15 protein-coding genes and 5 tRNA genes are annotated in these 18,820 nt (G+C 56.9%); 2 read left to right on the top strand and 18 right to left on the bottom strand.

The annotated features are described in order from the left end of the window. Positions 1-51: 51 nt before the first annotated feature. Positions 52-1,554, bottom strand: a complete 1,503-nt coding sequence (locus I2G40_RS00510) for a zinc ribbon domain-containing protein (RefSeq protein ID WP_195543819.1) — start codon at positions 1,552-1,554, stop codon at positions 52-54. 13 nt (positions 1,555-1,567) lie between these two features. Further along, a complete protein-coding gene (locus I2G40_RS00505; RefSeq protein WP_195543818.1) occupies positions 1,568-2,695 on the bottom strand; it encodes a zinc ribbon domain-containing protein in 1,128 nt (375 codons plus the stop codon). A 339-nt stretch (positions 2,696-3,034) separates the two neighbouring features. Between I2G40_RS00505 and I2G40_RS00500 the strand changes: the two genes are divergently transcribed. Next, positions 3,035-4,444, top strand: coding sequence for an AAA family ATPase (locus I2G40_RS00500; protein ID WP_195543817.1), 1,410 nt, complete (start codon positions 3,035-3,037; stop codon positions 4,442-4,444). Between the two features lie 23 nt (positions 4,445-4,467). Here the strand turns inward: I2G40_RS00500 and I2G40_RS00495 are convergent, their stop codons facing one another. The 6 genes from I2G40_RS00495 to serS form a co-directional block, all read right to left on the bottom strand. Then, positions 4,468-6,909 carry a tetratricopeptide repeat protein gene (locus tag I2G40_RS00495; RefSeq protein ID WP_195543816.1) on the bottom strand — a complete coding sequence of 814 codons (2,442 nt, stop codon included), beginning with the start codon at positions 6,907-6,909 and terminating at the stop codon, positions 4,468-4,470. Positions 6,910-7,094: 185 nt separating this feature from the next. After that, positions 7,095-7,171: transfer RNA gene (locus I2G40_RS00490), tRNA-Arg, on the bottom strand. 163 nt (positions 7,172-7,334) lie between these two features. Continuing rightward, positions 7,335-7,411, bottom strand: a tRNA-Arg gene (locus tag I2G40_RS00485). 163 nt (positions 7,412-7,574) lie between these two features. Then, positions 7,575-7,651, bottom strand: a tRNA-Arg gene (locus tag I2G40_RS00480). Between the two features lie 77 nt (positions 7,652-7,728). After that, positions 7,729-8,106, bottom strand: coding sequence for a hypothetical protein (locus I2G40_RS00475; RefSeq protein ID WP_138113992.1), 378 nt, complete (start codon positions 8,104-8,106; stop codon positions 7,729-7,731). Between the two features lie 173 nt (positions 8,107-8,279). Beyond that, positions 8,280-9,563 carry a serine--tRNA ligase gene (serS, locus tag I2G40_RS00470; RefSeq protein ID WP_195193244.1) on the bottom strand — a complete coding sequence of 428 codons (1,284 nt, stop codon included), beginning with the start codon at positions 9,561-9,563 and terminating at the stop codon, positions 8,280-8,282. Between the two features lie 111 nt (positions 9,564-9,674). Here serS and I2G40_RS00465 point away from each other — a divergent pair, with 111 nt between their 5' ends. Next, positions 9,675-9,848, top strand: a complete 174-nt coding sequence (locus I2G40_RS00465; protein ID WP_006235069.1) for a DUF6724 family protein — start codon at positions 9,675-9,677, stop codon at positions 9,846-9,848. 156 nt (positions 9,849-10,004) lie between these two features. Here the strand turns inward: I2G40_RS00465 and proC are convergent, their stop codons facing one another. The 10 genes from proC to I2G40_RS00415 all read right to left on the bottom strand — a co-directional run bounded on the left by proC (position 10,005) and on the right by I2G40_RS00415 (position 18,813). Further along, positions 10,005-10,775, bottom strand: a complete 771-nt coding sequence (gene proC, locus I2G40_RS00460; protein WP_195543815.1) for a pyrroline-5-carboxylate reductase — start codon at positions 10,773-10,775, stop codon at positions 10,005-10,007. A gap of 73 nt (positions 10,776-10,848) precedes the next feature. Further along, the gene (gene rlmH, locus I2G40_RS00455; RefSeq protein ID WP_195543814.1) at positions 10,849-11,319 is read right to left on the bottom strand and encodes a 23S rRNA (pseudouridine(1915)-N(3))-methyltransferase RlmH; all 471 of its coding nucleotides are present in this window, start codon (positions 11,317-11,319) and stop codon (positions 10,849-10,851) included. Between the two features lie 6 nt (positions 11,320-11,325). Then, positions 11,326-12,264, bottom strand: coding sequence for an SPFH domain-containing protein (locus I2G40_RS00450; protein ID WP_195543813.1), 939 nt, complete (start codon positions 12,262-12,264; stop codon positions 11,326-11,328). A 388-nt stretch (positions 12,265-12,652) separates the two neighbouring features. Further along, positions 12,653-12,739 (bottom strand) — tRNA-Leu (locus tag I2G40_RS00445). A gap of 43 nt (positions 12,740-12,782) precedes the next feature. Then, complete coding sequence (locus tag I2G40_RS00440; RefSeq protein WP_055285924.1) at positions 12,783-13,700, bottom strand: TatD family hydrolase; 918 nt, start codon at positions 13,698-13,700, stop codon at positions 12,783-12,785. Then, positions 13,690-14,550 carry a 16S rRNA (adenine(1518)-N(6)/adenine(1519)-N(6))-dimethyltransferase RsmA gene (gene rsmA, locus I2G40_RS00435; protein WP_195543812.1) on the bottom strand — a complete coding sequence of 287 codons (861 nt, stop codon included), beginning with the start codon at positions 14,548-14,550 and terminating at the stop codon, positions 13,690-13,692. Before rsmA ends, I2G40_RS00440 begins: the two co-directional genes overlap by 11 nt. Positions 14,551-14,657: 107 nt before the next feature. Next, positions 14,658-16,259, bottom strand: a complete 1,602-nt coding sequence (gene metG / locus I2G40_RS00430; protein ID WP_161145124.1) for a methionine--tRNA ligase — start codon at positions 16,257-16,259, stop codon at positions 14,658-14,660. A 69-nt stretch (positions 16,260-16,328) separates the two neighbouring features. Beyond that, positions 16,329-17,207: a 16S rRNA (cytidine(1402)-2'-O)-methyltransferase gene (gene rsmI, locus I2G40_RS00425; protein WP_035136820.1), complete on the bottom strand. Its 879-nt coding sequence runs from the start codon at positions 17,205-17,207 to the stop codon at positions 16,329-16,331. A 6-nt stretch (positions 17,208-17,213) separates the two neighbouring features. Further along, on the bottom strand, positions 17,214-18,275 hold the full coding sequence (locus I2G40_RS00420; protein ID WP_195543811.1) for a glycoside hydrolase family 5 protein: 1,062 nt from the start codon (positions 18,273-18,275) through the stop codon (positions 17,214-17,216). A 465-nt stretch (positions 18,276-18,740) separates the two neighbouring features. Beyond that, positions 18,741-18,813, bottom strand: a tRNA-Phe gene (locus tag I2G40_RS00415). Positions 18,814-18,820: the final 7 nt, after the last annotated feature.

Below are 18,820 nucleotides of genomic sequence, written 5' to 3'. Positions count from 1 at the left end.
GGCATAGCAGCTGGGACAGGAACTTCTTCCACGATTGATTTGGCTACTCGCCTAAGCTTTATCAAGCTTTAATAGTGTGTCTGCAGTCCTTGTCTGGACATCCTGCAAGGATAAAAAAGTCGAATCTTGATACTCGTTTCGTGTCATACTGAAATCCAGCAATGCGTAGACTGCATGTTGGTCATAACTTTCCAGAGCATCCGCATACTCCCCCTCCGATGTAGGCTCTCCCTGCACAAGATAGAAGGATTCGTAATCATCGGGCGTATACACACTGGCAAATTCAACTGAAATGTCATCCTCAAAAGCGTCGCCCTTTTTGCAGTGCATCGTCGTAATTGAAGAGGAAAGAACATTCTCTTTCTCACACATGGCCTTCATCTGATCGCTCATCGTGCTCATGTTGCTCTCGATAAAAATCTTGCCAGATCTCTCCGTAAGTGAGAGATACTCACCGCCACCGTTGCTGTAATCAACCCAGTGCTGTTCATATATACGCTTTAGGCCACCGCCGGCATAAGACCAGACCTCGACCTCATAGGGCTTGGTCGAATCTGTCCCGACCCAATCCATCTGGGATGCATCCTCATCCAGGTCGCACGTTATTGTTAACAGCTCGTCATTTCCATCGTTGTCGAAATCAACCAAATCCGCCACGCAAAAACCCGTCAGCGCATATCCGTATGTCTCAACAACGCGTGCCTCTCCATATTTATTGAGATATTCGCGGCACTTTTGGTCGTATGCACGAAATGCAGCAACCTGGCTGGAGTCTACATCTTCCCCGTCCGCATTATCCTTCTTAGCATCTGTAGCAGGCTTCTTTGCGGGAGCTTGAACAGTGACTTCAGTTTCAGCCTCAGCCTTACGGCTATCGCCCACAAGCTTTACCGGAATCGAGTACTCGACCTTTGTCTCCTTGTTGGTCACTTTGAGTGTATACGGTCCCTCTTTGACATTCTTAAACTTCCCCATCGAAAAGCCTGATTCCCCGGTTACTTTAACCTTCGAAGAGCGACCGTCCTCATCAATAAGCTCCGCTACAAAAGACGTAATCGCATTACCGTCTGAATCTTTCGGAATTACCTTGGTATCGAGTGCACAAACCACCGATTCCTTTTGACCGAACATGGCGACATTGCCGTTGGAACTATTAAAGAAGAGCTGCCAGGACATTAGTCCAATCACAATAAGCCCAGCGACAATTCCAACGACATAGGGTACCTTGGACTCTTTACGCTGCGGTGTCGCGCCCCGAGATGCGACATCCACCGTAGTAGACGCCTGCACGGGCCCACTCGCCTGCTTGATATTGGCAGAGGCGCGCTCGGCCTTCTCGAATTCTGGTTCTGTCTCAATGTCTACGTTCGTATCATCAGTCACCAAAGCGCTGTCGGCGGACGTTTCACTTGAAAGCTGAGATGGTGAGGCGTCTTCAAGCGCTCTATCGCGAACTTCGGCCACCACCTGAGCCGCACCTTCTAGTGAGGCACCACACTCAGTGCAAAACTTTGAATTATCATTGAGTTTAACGCCACATTTTGGACAGAACATGATTTGCTCCTTGCTAGATTAACGGTTGCCAGGCCGCTGAGGAATCAACCGGATAGGCGTCTTTAGTTTTTTGGATTAACGCACTGCAATTGGCCAAATCGGCGCTGTTCGAGATGCCCTCAAACGAATCGCTCGCTGTTTCGTTAATTGCCCCCGAACATTCGACAGTTGCAATCTTCGTATCGTCGTCACGATCCTGCGACATTGCCGTCTCGCTCTCGATTTTTCCTTCGACAAATCGGCCAAAGTCCCAATCGTTTACTGCCCATCCGCCATTGCCCCACTGACAAATAACGTTGTCCGTGCAAAGCTCCATGCACTGTCTGTAGCCTGTTACGGCAACGAGCCCTTTAGCTTGATTATCCTTAAAAGTATAGATAGCCAGCACATATGAAGACGTGCAACTAACCCCCATGTCATCATCTTCATAGCCAATAAGAAGTTCGTCTACTCCATCACCGTCTAAATCCTTATAGAGGTAACGTATTCCTTGCACGGTTATGCCAGCCCCCTGCACGTCTATAAAGTAATTGAACAGAGGGTATTTTGAATCCTTCTGGCCATCAGTCCAATATGGCGATTCCACGGCATCGTCGAATACGAATCCATTATCTTCATAGCCTTGGGTCAGAGACCCATCAGCAAATGCCTCGCGGTACTGATTTAAAACCTCATCGTAGGCAATGTGGGCTTCCTTGTTTGCTTTTTCCTTATCGTCTTTTTCCGAAGACTTCTGCTGCTCCTTGCTCTTTTTTGACGTCTGCTCCTGCTGGACGGGCTGCTGAATGCGGGGCTCGACAACATTCTTGTAAAGCATGAATGCGGCGTAGGCGATGCCTGCGGCAGCAATAAAGCTTGCAATGATGAGGGCGAACGTCGGCACTAAGCGGTTGCCGATTTGGCGCTTTTCCGTGAGAAAGTCGAGCATGCTCAAGCGTTTGGATTGTTGAGGCATCGGTGCCGAAGACCCAAAGTCCACCGGGTTCTCGGAGCATGAAGGGCTAACGGATTCAGCTTGGTTCAGCTGTACGGAAGCATCAAGGCCACCTTGTTGCAGCGCGCCAAGCGGAGCACCGCAACCGGTGCAGAAACGCGCGCTGTCTTCTACTTTTGTTCCACATACCGGGCAAAACATCGGCATCGCACTCCTTCCCCTTTTCTCGATCGCACGTGCGACCGTCCTTTTTGCTGACTCACAAGATACGTAAAACGGCTATCCCTTAAAAGAGATTTTGAGCGAGTAATTATTTGAACCTGCTGGACAAATAAAGCGCTGTTGCGCAACGCCAACCATGTGTGTGATTATACGGCGAGAAACACCTCCCCCACCTCCTTTGTCACGCCTGCACTTGCCAGACCAACCTAAACCGGCATGGCTAGCCTTGTGAATTCCGTCTATATGGCGCACAGTTATAGTAATCTATACCTTAATTCGTTATAGTTTAATTAGTTATACCTTATCTATATGCGGGTGATGCAAATGCCATCCTTTGTTGGTCGAGAGCGCGAGCTCAATGAACTCGAAACTGCCTATTCCAGTGACTCTTTTCAATTTGCCGTCGTCTATGGACGTCGGCGTGTTGGCAAGACAAGCCTGCTCAGGACCTTTGTCTCCAATAAGCCAAAAGTTTGCTTTTTCACGGCGCTCGAAACAACTATTGGCGACAACGTTCGCCTGCTCAACAAGGCCCTTTCGGAAATCGACCCAGCTTTTGGCCTGATGACGCCTGAACCAACGACAAACTCTATTTCTAACGCACTCACCGCTGCCTTCGAGATCGCTCAAAAGGGGCGTTTGGTTCTTGTTATCGATGAGTATCCCTATCTGGCCGCCTGCTATCCGGGTATCTCGTCGTTCCTTCAGGTTCTCATCGACCAAAACCGCGAATCGAGCAAGCTGTTCCTTATTCTGTGCGGGTCTTCAATGAGCTTTATGGAGCACCAGGTCATGGGCTATAAAAGCCCTCTATACGGACGCAGAACCCTGCAGATAAAGCTCAAGCCTTTTTCCATTTTCGATGCCAAGAAAATGCTTCCACAAGCCGATCCTCAAAAGCTTGTCGAGCTCTATGCGGCCGTGGGCGGCATCCCCATGTATCTCAGTCAGTTCGATGATTCGGATTCAACGACAGGCAATCTTGCAAAGCATGTTATGCGTCAGGGCGCCTACTTGCATATCGAACCCGAAAACTACCTGCTTCAAGAGGTGCGGAATCCCGCCATTTACAACGCCGTTATTTCTGCGATTGCAAACGGCTACGTCAGGCCTAAGGAGATTGCCGATACCACTGGCCTCAACAGCCCGCAAGTATCCCAATTGCTTGACGCCCTTGCCGAGCTTCAGCTTGTTGAGCGCGTAACGCCTCAAGTCCATGCCAAAAAACGTCAGGTTTTCTACCGCATCGGCGATAACCTCTTTCGTTTTTGGTACTACTTCATTCCCAAATACGCCGGCGCACTCGAAGTTGGACTCGAGGATAAAATTGCGAGCGCAATCGTTAAAACCGATTTCCCGACATTCGTTGGGCCGGTATTCGAGGACGTTTGTCGCCAATGGTTAGCTCAGCAAGTGGCCAACGGCAACCTGGACATTCTATTTAAAGGAATCGGAACGTGGTGGGGAACCAATCCTCAAACAAAGCAGCAGGAAGAAATCGACATCGTGTTCGAAAGTATCGATAACGGGCTCATCGTCGGCGAATGTAAATGGCGAAATGAGGCTGTGGACGCCGATGTGCTCGATACACTCCTACGCCGCGGTGCCCTTTTGGGCGAGCATATCGAACGGTACTACTTGTTCTCAAAGGAAGGATTTACCGACAACTGCCGCCAACGCGCCGCTGCGATAGGCGATGTCGAGCTTGTTACGCTCAAAGAGATGCTGGGGTGATGGCCGCTCGGCTCAGCCTAACTTCACCCCAGCGAGCGGTTGAGGGAGCCGAGCTCGTCGTTGCCCATGGTGCGCCACATTTGGAAGATGCAACCGCGTGCCAGGAAAAAGAAGCCGTTGTCGACCAGTTGCACAGCGGCATCTGCCAGCTGATTCGTCACGGCGGACACTGGCGGCAGCTCGAGCCCAGCCTTGCGGATGGTCTCGACCGCTTCCTCGAACGTCGGAGGCTCGCTAACGCCCATCTCGTTCATAAGGCCCTGCATTTCTTCCAGCGCGCTACTGCCCGACTCCTCGCCGCGCGGCACCAGACGGTAACAAGCCAGCGCCAGGTCGAGCTGATCGCAATTCCAATAGGCAAACGCCAGGCGATAGAACAGGTAGCCGATTGCAGAACGATCGCTGGCAATACGTAGGCCGTGGCGCGCCACCTCGATAATCTCGTCAAAGCGCTCCAGACGCGCAAGCACGTTGATGAGCGCAAAGTGCGATTGCATGGACGAGCGCGCCAGATCGTAAAGATGGCGCACCTCGGGCAGCGCTCGTTCAAAGTCCTCTTGCTCGACGTAAAAGCTGCAGATCTCGTGCTGGGCAAAGTACAGCGCATCGGGCGCACGAAGGATTCGCACAGAGCGGTCTTCTTCCAACACCGGTAGCACCATGCGCACCAGCTGGTTATCGCAAAACTGCGTTTGAACCGGACCTGTCGCCAAAAGCTCGGCAACGGCGCACTTAGCCTCCAACTCCTCAACAAGACGGGAAAAGCCTTCAAAAGCACCTGTACGGTCGACTTTTGCCTGCTCGCGCAATTCAACAACACGGGCCACGTATGGGTCGTCGTCCTCTTCCATGACCTCCAACTCATCAGCCGTATCGGCAAGCAGCAGATCGCGCAGCGCCGGCGGCAGCGTGCGATGGTCATCACGCGGACGAGCATGAACCTCCGCAGGCTCAATCGTCTCCGGAGCGGTTGACTCATACGCCTCAAGCACACGCTTGCACGGCATATCGTCCATGTCCATGCTCTCAAGATCCTTGGCGACAGGCACGCAATCGGCCAGATAGGCCGCGCGCCCAAAGAAATACGTTGCGACAACGCGCTCGCCCTGCTCACTGTCGGTAGCAGCAATCTGCACATAGCAGCGCGTGATGCAGGTGCCCGCGGCAAAACACGCTGCCGCAAGCGTGAGTGCCACACGTGCATCGTGCTCCGCGGCCCAGATCGCGCGCGTGTCCTTGTCCAGCTCGCGCCAGGCGTCATCTTGAGCGTCGTATTCACGTTGCGGCATGGCATCAACGACAGACTGCCCAAACCGAACGAGCATAATCCCCTCGGCAACGTTTACTCGATAGGTATAGTCGAGCCGCGTGACCACGTTGAGCACCTCAACGATTCGCGCAAAACGGGTGCGCACGTCCCACTCGCCGCCCGGTTGGCACGAAACCGTTCCCGGCTTTGCCCACGGGTTATCGCTCGAGGCCGTATCGAGCAGTCGGGGAACATCGTTGGTCGTCTTAGCGATATGCCACGAATCAAAGAGTGCACAGCCCTCAAGACTCGGCGAGGATGCCGCGGGGGCCAATCCAGCCCCGATGCGCTCAAGGATGCCGGAAAGACGGTTGAGACGGCACTCTATTGCAAGCAGCATGTCAATCTCGTCCTGGTCCAGCAGGCTACGATCAAAATTGAGATAGAAAAGCTTTGAGCGATCAATGCGAGCCAAGCTCATCTCGGACTTGGCAGCGATGGTGCGCAGGCGGGGCAAGTCAATTTCACTCATAAGGGCGGCGGCATAACGCTCGATACCGCTCGGATTCTCGGCATGGTCAACGCGGTAGAGCAGCGTCTCGATAGCGTCAGGTAGCGGTGCCGTGTTAAAGCCCAAAAACAATTCGACCGGCTCGGGCAACTTTACGAGCTTGATCTTGTCGACAACATTTTGCATACCCTCGTCGAGTCCGCCGGCGTTCGCCGTGCTCGCAATGGCATTTTCGGAGTCAGCGAATATCACGTAGCGCAGGAACATCGATGCCATGAACTCGCCGTAAGGAAGGGCGCGGATCGAATTCCATGTCTCGTGGTCGGACTGCTCGCGCATGGGGCCTTCGGGAGAGCCGGCAGTTTGCGCGCACGCGCGCATTGCACCGTTGGCCTCCCTTACCATAATCTCACCAATACCGGAATCCGACTCGTCAAGGACCAGCTCCATGTCGGGATCGTTGGGCAGCGGAGCCTCGCTAACGGGGCGGTCCACCTTGTACACCTCACCCGAAACGCTTACGTAGCCCAAAAGCGACACATGGCTTTTGCCAACGAATTCGACGACATAACAAGATTCATGCTGGTCCTCGCCAAAGAGTTTCCAGACCACGCCATATGAGCGCCCCGCAGGCTGCTCGGGCATCGCCGGAAAGCGCTTCTTGGGATCGAGAAACCTGAGCTTGTATGTCGGACGCTCTGCCACGAAATATCACCCTGATCAGTCGTTGAGAGAAGGAGTGGTCGCGGATGGGCCGCGACACCTACTCGGAATCTTACACGAGTCGATAAGAAATCGTCCGCTTCACGCCCGCGCCTCGACCGAGGTTCGAATCCATGCGGTGTTGCCATAAAAGAAAAGCCCCCGTTGCCGGAGGCTTGAAGTTCGATTGGTGCGGCGTATAGGATTCGAACCTATGACGTTCTGATTCGTAGTCAGACCCTCTATCCAGCTGAGGTAACGCCGCGACGCACGGATTATTATGCACGTGACCCCTCGATGGGTCAAGCGACAATTTGGAAAAATTTTACGAAGTGATGATTAAGATGCTCGCGCCTCGACCGAGGTTCGAATCCGTGCGGTGCCGGCGTAAAAGAAAAGCTCCCGTTGCCGGGAGCTTTAAAATCAATTGGTGCGGCGTATAGGATTCGAACCTATGACGTTCTGATTCGTAGTCAGACCCTCTATCCAGCTGAGGTAACGCCGCAACGCACGGATTATTATGCACGTGACCCCTCGATGGGTCAAGCGACAATTTGGAAAAATTTTACGAAGTGATGATTAAGATGCTCGCGCCTCGACCGAGGTTCGAATCCGTGCGGTGCCGGCGTAAAAGAAAAGCCCCCGTTGCCGGAGGCTTCAAGTTCAATTGGTGCGGCGTATAGGATTCGAACCTATGACGTTCTGATTCGTAGTCAGACCCTCTATCCAGCTGAGGTAACGCCGCAGCGCAAGACATATAAAACCACTTTAGCTTATTGGAGTCAAGCACAATCTCAAACTTTTTTGTGGAACGCAGTTTTGTCATGCTGCTCCGCATATACCGCCGTTCCCCGTACGATCGATTGGCTTTTCGATCACGTCGAACTTAGCATCAAGTTCCCTCAGGAGCGATCTCACCCGCTGGGCACAATCATAATCGGCAAACGAGATGCTCAGCATGCGCGCGACCTGGTTGGAAGTCCCAACTCCATAGAAATGCTCCAGCGCCACAAGTCCCTCGTGCGTCACAAAGGTCTCGACCACATGCGGCGACTCCTCAAAGCACCATTGTGTCAACGGACCCTCACTCGTCTGCCGAACCACCAGGCCGCCCATGCCAGACGGCTCACACGTTACAAGCAGGTACTCCCCGCCCTCGTCGCTCTCAAACAAAACCACCCGATCATCAAACAGCTCCATCGCGTCCCCTTTCTCTCGCTCTTATTTAGCAAAAGCATAGCAGGTAGATGGCTGTATACAGAACAGTTGTTCGCGTGTTTTCTATTGAGCTGTCCGCACGGCATGGTATGGGCCTGCGCACGAAATAGGGCGCCCCCGAAGGAGCGCCCTTGCATATCCCCTATGCAGCCAAGTTACGCGACCGGCTCGATCTTCTCGAGGCCGCCCATGTAAGGACGCAGAACCTCGGGAATCGTGATGGTGCCGTCGGCGTTCTGGTAGTTCTCCAGAATGGCGGCCATGGTGCGGCCGGCCGGTAGGCCGGAACCGTTGAGAGTGTGCAGGTAGCGCGAACCCTTGAAGTTCTCGGGGTCGCGATACTTGATGTTGGCACGACGGGCCTGGAAGTCGCCGCAGTTGGAGCAGGAGCTGATCTCCTTGTAGGCGTTGTAGCTCGGCAGCCAGACCTCGACGTCGTAGGTCTGACGGGCAGAGAAGCCCAAGTCGCCGGTGCACAGGCTAATCACGCGATACGGAAGGCCCAGCTGCTGCAGCAGGTACTCGGCCTCGGCGGTCATGCTCTCGAGCTCCTCGTCGGACTCCTCCGGCTTAGCGAACTTGACCATCTCGACCTTGTCGAACTCGTGCTGACGAATGATGCCGCGGGTGTCACGGCCGGCGGAACCGGCCTCCTCACGGAAGCAGGGGGTGAAGGCGGTGTAGCGGCGCGGCAGGGTGTCGGCATCGAGGACCTCGCCGGCGTGCAGGTTGGTGAGCACGACCTCGGCGGTGGGGATCAGGAAGTTGTCACCCGAGACGTGATAGGCGTCGTCCTCGAACTTGGGCAGCTGACCCGTGCCAAACATGGTCTGACGCTTGACGACGATGGGCGGCCACCACTCCTTAAAACCACGGCTGATGTGCGTATCGAGGAAGAAGTTGATGAGGGCGCGCTCAAGACGGGCGCCGGCGCCACCGAGAACGGTGAAGCGGCTGCCGGAGAGCTTGTTGCCACGCTCGAAGTCGAGGATGTCCAGATCGGTGCCCAAATCCCAGTGCGGCTTAAAGTCGAAGTCGAACTCGCGCGGGGTGCCCCAACGACGGCGCTCGATGTTCTCGTCCTCGTCCTTGCCGTACGGCGTGGCCTCGCAAGGAATGTTGGGCAGGTGAGCCATGAAGTCGTACTGCTCCTGCTCGAGAGCAGTGCGGCGCTCGGCCAGACCGTCAATCTTCTCGTTGACGGCGCGCACGGCCTCCTTGGCGGCCTCGGCCTCGTCCTTCTTGCCCTCCTTCATCAGAGCGCCGATCTTCTTGGACTCGGCATTGCGCGTAGCCTGGAGCTCCTCGACCTCGGTGATGACGGCACGGCGCTCGTCGTCGAGCTCAAAGAACTTCTCGCGATCCCAAGACGTCTGGCGGTTAGCCATGGCGACATCGATGGCATCGGGGTTCTCGCGAACAAACTTGATATCAAGCATTAGATCCTCCGGCGATATACATTCCATTTAGGTTGCAACCTTGTACATGTATGGGCAAGTATATACTTATGAGCGTTTACGACCCAACTCAACTACGCAAGAAGGCACCCAATGGACGCAGTTTTTTCCTTTTTGTTTGGCACCCGCACCGGTTTTGCCATCCTTTTCGCCGGCGGCATCCTGCTATTTGCGATTCTTGCCTTTGTAATGGAGAAGCGTACCCATAAGATGTACGTCGACCGCGGCCCCAAGTCCGAGGATGAGGAAGACAGCTTCTGGGACTAACCTGCCAAAAAGGGACAGGTTTATTTTGGTCGGTTTTATCTGGGCAAACGCAAGCGCCCCGCAACCGGTAACGATCCGGTTGCGGGGCGCTTTTCGCACATACGACAAAACCGCAGGAAAAACCTGCCAAAATAAACCTGTCTTTTTTGGTCGGTTTTACTGGAGAGTTGCGTCGATTGCCTTGACCAGGGCGCTGCGCATGCCGGCGTCCTCGAGCGCAACGACACCCTTGATGGTGGCACCACCGGGCGAGCATACGGCATCCTTCATCGCCGCAGGATGCTGACCAGTTGCAAGCTGCAGCTTTGCCGTACCCAGCACCATCTGGCTCACAATGCGATAGGCATCGGCACGCGGGATACCGTGCTTGACCGCCGCATCGCCCAGGGCCTCGATTGCCATAGCGACAAATGCCGGAGCGCAACCACCCACCGTGCCGCCCACAAACAGCAGGCTCGTATCGAGCTCGACCACCGCACCGAGCTTGCCAAGCAGATCAAGCACCACTGCGCTCTGCTCATCACTAAGCGTGGAAGCCTTCTCGCAAGCGATGACGCCCTCGCCCACCGAAACCGGTGTGTTGGGCACCGTCGAGATATGCGCGACGCCCGGCAGGACTTGCTCCCACTTGGCACTGTCCCAGGTCCAGGCAACCGACAGAACGACCTTTTTGGCAAGAGCATCCTTGAGCGGGGCGAATATCTTCTCGATCATGTACGGTTTGACCGCAGCGACCACGATATCGGATGCGGCGACAACCTCGGCGGCATCGTGGCAGGCGACCATGCCGCGCGCCTCGCAGCGCTCAACCAGTGCGTCGTAGCGACCCGCACAGGCGCACATGTCGCTCGCAGCTACACCGGCAGCGATCCAGCCATCGGCCATAGCGCTCGCCATATTGCCAAAACCGACAAACCCAATCTTCATATCGCATAGTCCTTTCAGACACATTCCTCAAAACGAAAGCTATTGTCCCACGCCATTGTTTCGTATTGCCGACCTATTTGTGATACGGCTCGCCACGACTGATCTTGCAGGCACGGTAAATCTGCTCTAGCAGCACCACACGCGCCAGGTTATGCGGCAAGGTAATGCGTCCAAAGCTGAGCATCTCGTCGGCTCGTGCGCGCACGTCATCGCTCACGCCGTCCGATCCGCCAATCACAAAGGCGATGTCGCTGCTGCCTCGCAGCATAAGATCGTCGAGCCTCGCCGAAAACTCCTCGCTCGAGCGCTCTTTGCCCTCAATGGCCAGCAGGATCACATGCGCTCGAGACGGCAGGGCAGCAAGAATTGCCGCCCCCTCCTTGTCGCGCGCGGCATCCACGCCGCCCGCCATAGCCGGGTCGATATCGGCCACCTCGCGGATATCAACCTTGGCATAGGCACCTAGGCGCTTGGTGTACTCAGCGCACGCGTCCTTCCAAAAGCGCTCCTTGAGCTTACCAACACAAACGACGGTGTATTTCACGCGTGTCTACTCCTTTGACTCGTTCTGAACCTTACCGGCAGTCAGCATCTGCTCGAACATAGAGGACGACTGCGAAAAGTCGCTCGGCAGCACGACCGTCGAGGTTTTACCCGTGCGAGCGAACTCCGTCATCATCTCGGACCACTGCGTAAACATGAACAGTTGGTTGGCCTCGTCATTGCCGACACCCGTCTCCTGGATGATCTCGAGCGAATCTTTGATACCCAGCGCGATGGCCTTGCGCTGGTTGGCGATGCCCTCGCCCGCCTTTTCCATTGCCTCGGCCTCGGCGGTCGCCTCGGTGACGCGCTTGATGCGGTCGGCCTCGGCGAGCTCCTGTGCCGCAGCGCGCTTGCGCTGGGCAGCGTTGATGTCGTTCATGGAGTTCTCAACCTCGGTCGGCAGTGCGATTTTGGTGATTAGCGTCGACACGAGAGTGAAGCCGTAGGCGGCCATCTGCTCGGAAACGGTAGCGTTGACATCCTTGGCGATGTCATCCTTCTTGGCAAAGACCTCATCGAGTGTGTAGACGGGGATCGAAGAGCGCAGGGCGTCGGTGATGAAGTCACGCATCTGGTCGACGGGCTCCTGCAGCATGTAGTAGCTCTTGTAGATGCCCGAATCTGCCGGGCCGGCGCCCATGTCATAGCTCACGTGGTACTGAGCAGAGACCTCAAGGCCGATGGTCACGTTGTCCTGGGTCTTAACGTCGATGCCAAAACCGTTTTTCATGGTGCGCAGACTCACCGTAGCGGCCTTGCGGTCGATCACGGGCACCTTCATGTGGAAGCCCGCGTTGACGATGCGGTTAAACTTGCCCAGACGTTCGATGATCACGGCATGCTGTTGTTCAACGACATAGCAGGCGTTGGGAAGCAGCAGCAACAGAATGATGATGGGAATCAAAAGGCTGGTAAGGGCGGCGATGATACCGGACAACAGCATGGTCTCTCCTCTGATAGGCACACGTTGGCATTAGGATACCCGCACGAAGCAGCTATGTGACACCAACAAGAGGACCCGTGGTCAAAAAAGGCCAAATATGAGTACTGTTACCAGTTTAGTAACAGCGTATTTGGGTCAAAATCGCCTCGTTGAACCCGAGGTCTATCGAAATTACTTCATTTTGTCTCAAGGTTGAGCCAAATTAGCGTACATCTGTTGCGTAAAATGAGCAAAAATGGCTTCATGAAATGTCTCTATTTTCATGTCAGTACTCATATTTGCCACTTTTTGACCACAGGGGCATCTACCGCGCGAAATCGATATGTCAAATCTGCCAAAAACGGCCCATAACAAAAAAGCTCCCATTGCTGGGAGCTCTTTCATTTAATGGTGCGGGCGAAAGGACTTGAACCTTCATGGGGTTGCCCCCATACGGACCTGAACCGTACGCGTCTGCCAATTCCGCCACGCCCGCGTGCAGGAATTAGAATAACGGAGCGCCATCGCGAACGCAAGAACTATTTTTGAAAAAGTTTGCAGGCATTTTCCCAAGCTGCTCGCGCGATTGCCTCAGCATCCTCGCCGGTACGATCGACACGGTCGTTGACCAGCGTGTTTGCCGTAATGGAGATCATTGCGGGCTCGCATTCAAGACCGCGGATGGGCTCCGGAGCCATATACGGGCAATCCGTCTCGAACAAAATTCGATCGAGTGGGGTTGCCGCAAATGCCTCGCGCACATCGTCGTTGCGCTTAAAGGTGGCCGCACCGCCATAGGCGATATAGCAGCCCAAATCCACAAAGCGCTCCATCGTGGCGCGGTCCTCGCCAAAACAGTGCAGCACACAACCAGCCTGGGGCACACCCACCTCGCGCAGTACGTTGTACGCATCAACGTGCGAGGTGCGCTCCCCATCCGAGTCCTCGTGACGCAGGTGCAGCTCCACCGGCACATTGCGGCGCACGGCAAGCTCGAGCTGGCGCGCCATGCAATCAATCTGCACGTTATGGGGTGCCGGCGCGATATCGTCGTCATAGTCCATGTGATAGTCCAGGCCGATTTCGCCAATACCGGCGCATAAGGGGTCATCAAGTGCCGCAACGACCTGTGCATGAACGTCGTCGGTATAGTCCGGCGCGCCATACGGATGCACGCCGGCAAGATACTTGATCTGCGGGATATCCTGCATCGGAAGAATCTCGCGCACCAGCCAGTCGCTATAGTCCGCCACGCTGCGCTTGTCGGCAATGGGGTCGAACATCGTCACCAACAGGTCGACGCCCGCGGCTTTGGCGCGCACGAGCGTCTCGGGCACATCCTTGCCCCAAAACGAAAGCAGATGTGCATGCGTGTCGGCAAGCGGCGCCAAGGGCACGGGACAAGCAACCGTCTTCTTTTTCTTGGTAAACGTCACGCGTTCGGCATTAGGCGTCATGGATTAGCTCCCGGGCCAGACGGACAAAGTCGGCAACATCGAGCGTCTCGGCGCGCATAGTGGGTGCGATACCGCAAACCTCAAAAGCGGCATCGAGCACGTCCTTGGCAAAACCGTTGGCGCTCATGGAATTTCGGACGGTCTTGCGCCGCTGAGCAAATGCAGCGTCGATCACACGAGCCACGAACTCGCGATCGAGCCCCTCGGGCACCACGCCGTCAACACGGTCGATACGCACGACGGCCGAGTCCACGTGCGGCGCTGGCATAAAGCAACGCGGCGGCACCTCAAAGCGACCCGTCACCTGCGCATACAGGCCGAGCTTTGCCGTATAGCCGCCATAGGTCTTGTTGCCCGGCACTGCGGCAATGCGATCGGCAACCTCCTTTTGCACCATGACCACGGCGCGCTTGAGCGCGGGCATCGTCTGAAAAAACTGCAAGATGATCGTCGCCGCCACGTTATAGGGCAAGTTCGCGACAAATACCGTGGGCTCGCCGCCGGCGGCCTGCTCAATCTGCTCCGGGCCCACCTTAAGCGCGTCGCCCATGATAAAGCGGAAGTTGGCGTAGTCGGCGGCGTGAGCATCGAGCACCGGCTCGAGCTCGGGATCTGCCTCAATCGACGTAACGCACGCCGCCTCCTGCAGCAGGGCCAACGTCAGCGTGCCGCAACCCGGGCCGACCTCGAGCACGCGCTCATCGCCCGCAAGCTCAGCGAGCTCACAGATACGTTCGATCACATGGTTGTCGATCAGGAAGTTCTGGCCCAGGCGATGCTTGGTCGCAAGGCCAAACTCCTCTAGCAGCTCCCTAGTTGCCGTGGGGTTTGCCAAAGGCGAAGTTGTCATGGTTGCCTCCTTAACATGGTGGCTGCATCGTAAAGCAAAAGGGCATGGACCGTTGCGGCCATGCCCTTACAGCTAAACAGCAAATTGCCGATATGGCGCGCAGCGGCTTAGCCCAGACGCGGGAACAGCGGCTCGCCCTTCTCGACGGGCTGACCACCGGCAAGCAGGCCCCAAGCGCAAATGCCCTTGAGGTCGTCGCTCGCGGCCTCGTCCTCGCAGGACAGGCGGCGCAGGGCCTCGGCAGAAGTCTGGGGCATGAGCGGCATCAGCAGGTGAGCGGCAATGCGGATGGCCTCGAGCAGGTTGTAGATCACAAACGCCAGCTCGTCAGCCTTGGCCTCGTCCTTGGCAAGCGCCCAGGGCTCGGAGTCCTCGATGTAGTGGTTGGCGGCATGGATGAGCTCCATGACCTCGTCCTTAGCTCCACCATAATCGAGCACGTCCATCTTGGCCATGTAGCGCTCGACCAGACCATCGGCGATCTTTGCCAGCGGGTTGTCGAACGCATCGAACGATGCGGGCTTGGCGGGCGCGCAACCATCAAAGTACTTGCCGCTCATGTTGAGCGAACGCGAGATAAGGTTGCCCCAGCTGTTGGCCAGGTCGGCGTTGTAGACCTGCTCCATGCGATCGAAGCTGATGGCACCGTCGGTGCCGGGGACGACGTCGGTCATAAAGTAGTAGCGATAGCCCTCGACGCCCAACATGTCGATAACGTCCTGCGGAGCGATGGCGTTGCCGCGGCTCTTGGACATCTTCTCGGCCTTGCCGGTCTCGGCATTGCGCACGGTCAGGAAGCCGTGGGCAAAGACGTGCTCGGGCAGGGCCTCGCCGATGGCCATGAGCATGGCGGGCCAAATGACGCAGTGGAAGCGGATGATGTCCTTGCCCACGATGTGGAACTGCGCGGGCCAGCGATAGGCCAGCTCGGCACGCGCCTCGTCGGTGTCGACACCGTAGCCGACGGCCGTCATATAGTTGAGCAGCGCATCGAACCACACGTAGGTCACGTGACCCTCGTCAAACGGGACCTGAATGCCCCAGTCAAAGCTCGTACGGCTCACGGAAAGGTCATTAAGGCCGCCCTCGACAAAGCTACGTACCTCGTTCATGCGGAACGCAGGCTCGACAAAGTCGGGGTGCTCGTCGTAAAGCTTGAGCAGCTTGTCCTGGAAAGCGGAAAGCTTAAAGAAGTAGGACTCCTCCTGCACGCGCTCAAGCGGACGGTGGCAGTCGGGGCACAGGTGCTGGCCGACGCTGCCGTACTCCTCGTCGCCCTTCTGGACCTGCGTATCGGTGAAGTAGGTCTCGTCAGGCACGCAATACCAACCGTCGTAGCTGCCCTTATACAGGTAGCCGGACTCCTTCATGCGCTCCCACAGGTACTGCACGGCATGATGCTGGCGCGGCTCGGTGGTGCGGATGAAGTCGTCGTTGGAGATCTCGAGCTTGCTCCAAAGCTCCTTGAAGTGCGGAGCCTGGCTGTCGGTCCACTCCTGCGGCGTCATGTTGTGCTTGGCTGCGGCCTCGGCGACCTTCTCGCCGTGCTCGTCCATGCCGGTCAGGAACTTGACGTTATAGCCGGCGGAGCGACGATAACGGGCCTGAACGTCGGCGATGATGGTGGAATAAGCCGTGCCCAGGTGCGGATCGGCGTTGACGTAGTAGATGGGCGTCGTGATAAAGAACGAAGGCTTACTTTGATCCATGGGGTTTGTCCTCCAGAAAAACGTTGCATACAGGGGATGATTCTAGCGCAAGGGCTGGATATCCTCCATCTATTGCATATCGAGCACCATGGCATAGACATCGCGCTTACGGCGCGAGTACTTCTGCGACAGGCGCTTGGCCACCGCAGAGGCGGGCTCTCCCTCCTCGAGCGCGGCGCGGATATCCTCGCGCAGAGCCTCGTCGGGATCCGCTGCCGCGGCGCCAACCGGCACGATACCGGCCTCCTCATCTTCGCTCGGCGGCGCGATGACCAGCGCAATCTCGCCCTTTACCTCGCCGCGAGCACGCAGCTCCTCGGCGAGCTGGGCGGCGGGCCCGCGCAAGACCTCCTCGTGCAGCTTGGTGAGTTCGCGGCAGACGGCAACCTCACGTTGGGGAAAGACCTCCGCCACGGCCTCGAGCGTCGCCACGATGCGATGTGGAGACTCGTAGAAGATGAGTGCGCCGGGCACCACGGCAAGACGCTGCAGTCGGCGCACGCGGTCGCCGTGCTTGCGACCCAAAAAGCCTTCGAAGAAGAAATGCTCGCAGGGAATGCCGGACGAAACGAGCGCCGTGACGCAAGCAGAAGGCCCGGGAATAACTTCGACGGGCACATCGGCCTCACGCGCCGCCTCGACCAGCGCCTGGCCGGGATCGGACACGCTCGGCATGCCGGCGTCCGAGGCAAAGGCGAGGGTCTCCCCCGCCAGCAGGCGGTCGACCAGGCCGGCGGCGCGGCTGGCGATCACATTCTCGTCGCAACGGACAAGCGGCTTGGAAATGCCCAGGTGCATCAGCAGCTTTGACGTCACACGCGTGTCTTCGCAGCAGATGACATCGGCAGCGGCAAAGGCTTCGCCAACGCGCGGGGACAGGTCGCCCAGGTTGCCGATGGGCGTGCCGACCACATAGAGTTTGCCCGTATGGGCGCTGTTTTGCGTCATATCAACCTATTCAATCATGCCGCGCTCGAGCGTGCCGAGCGCCGCGCGGGCGTCCCATGCTGCAATGCGCTTCTCGGTCTTCCACGTTTGGAAGAACCAACCGGCAGCCGGCGCAAACGAAGCCAGCTGATTGGCGATAAACACGCGCTCGTAGGCATTGCGGCCCTCGGGCGTAACCGACGAGTTGGCAAAGATCGCCGCGCCCGACCATTCGCCCACCAGCACGGGGAACCCAGTTGAAATCGCTTCTTTAAGCTCGCGCTTGTTACGCGAAATCGCCGTCGTCAGCCCGCGGGGGCTCGTGATGTCGAGCGCATGCTCGTCGCGGTAATGGTACAGGTGAAGGTCCATGTAGACGTTCTTGTACTTGGCGCCGCGCATAAAATGCTTCCACTCGCTGGGATGCCCCGACGACGAGAAAACGACGATCTTATCCTCGGGCATATACGAACGGACGAGCTCGTAAGCATCGCGATAGAAATTGCGCAGGTAGTGAGCAGGAATGCCATCCGTCATGGTGAAGAGGCTCTTGCGGACACTCATCTGCGGCGTATCCAGCAGCTCAATACCCAGCAGGCTCTCGGCCTCGCCGTAGCGATCGGCCAAGCGCTCGAGCACGTCGAGTGCGACATGACGACCGTTGGTGGACGAATGCCACTCGGCAACAGCCTCCGGCGTGGCGGGCGAATCGTTGGAATCGCCCTGGCCACCGGGCACAGTCGCCAGGTCAAGCAGCACGCGAATGTTGTACTTGGCAGCCCACTCAATCGCGCGGTCGATGTAATCGACAACCGAGATGTAGGAGGCATCGGACTCCTGTGAGCCAAAGGCATACCAAGGCACCGGCAGGCGCACGGCGTTGAGGCCGATCTGCGCCATGCGACGGAAATCGTCCTCGCTCACAAACGTCTCGTAATGACGGCGCATGCGCTCGTTATAGGCGGCGGTGCCCATGGCCTTCTGCAGCTCGGCCGCGTTGGATGCACCGGTCGCCGCGTATAGCGACGGGGTCACCCAAGGCTCGGGAATAAACCAGCCAGAGAGATTAACGCCGAGTATCCTCTCCATCACTGCCCCCTTCGGATCGTGCAGGCCGAGCCTGCATCGTATTGCATAGGAAAAGTATCGTTTTGAGTATACCCGCGCATGCGGACAGACGACCGAACGGTCTGTAAAGTGGCGCAAAAGCGGGAGGAATGTCTGAGCGGGCGGGCCCGAGATGTGCACGCACGTCGGAAGTAAGCGCCGGAAAGCGCGTCCCGTTTTTCGCAAAAGACTGGGATGCATTTTCCGCGGGTCCACATAAAAGAAAAGGACCCCTTTGCAGAGGTCCTAAACAATTCAAGGTGGCGGGGAAGGGAATCGCGTCCGCGCGCTGCGCGGACGGACCGCTGCGGCGCTTACGCGCCTTGCGAGCTGCGCTGGCAAACGCTTACGCGTTTCCTCAGCTCCGCGCCCTCACGGGGTTCGATTCCATGTGGGGGCTGTATAAAAGAAAAGGACCCCTTTGCAGAGGTCCTAGTCAATTCAAGGTGGCGGGGAAGGGAATCGAACCCCTGACACGAGGATTTTCAGTCCTCTGCTCTACCAACTGAGCTACCCAGCCATTTGAG

Origin of the sequence: Collinsella aerofaciens (genome assembly GCF_015558785.1) — a bacterium.
GTDB classification, from domain to species: Bacteria; Actinomycetota; Coriobacteriia; order Coriobacteriales; family Coriobacteriaceae; genus Collinsella; species Collinsella aerofaciens_P.
This window is presented reverse-complemented; position numbering and strand designations above follow the sequence as displayed.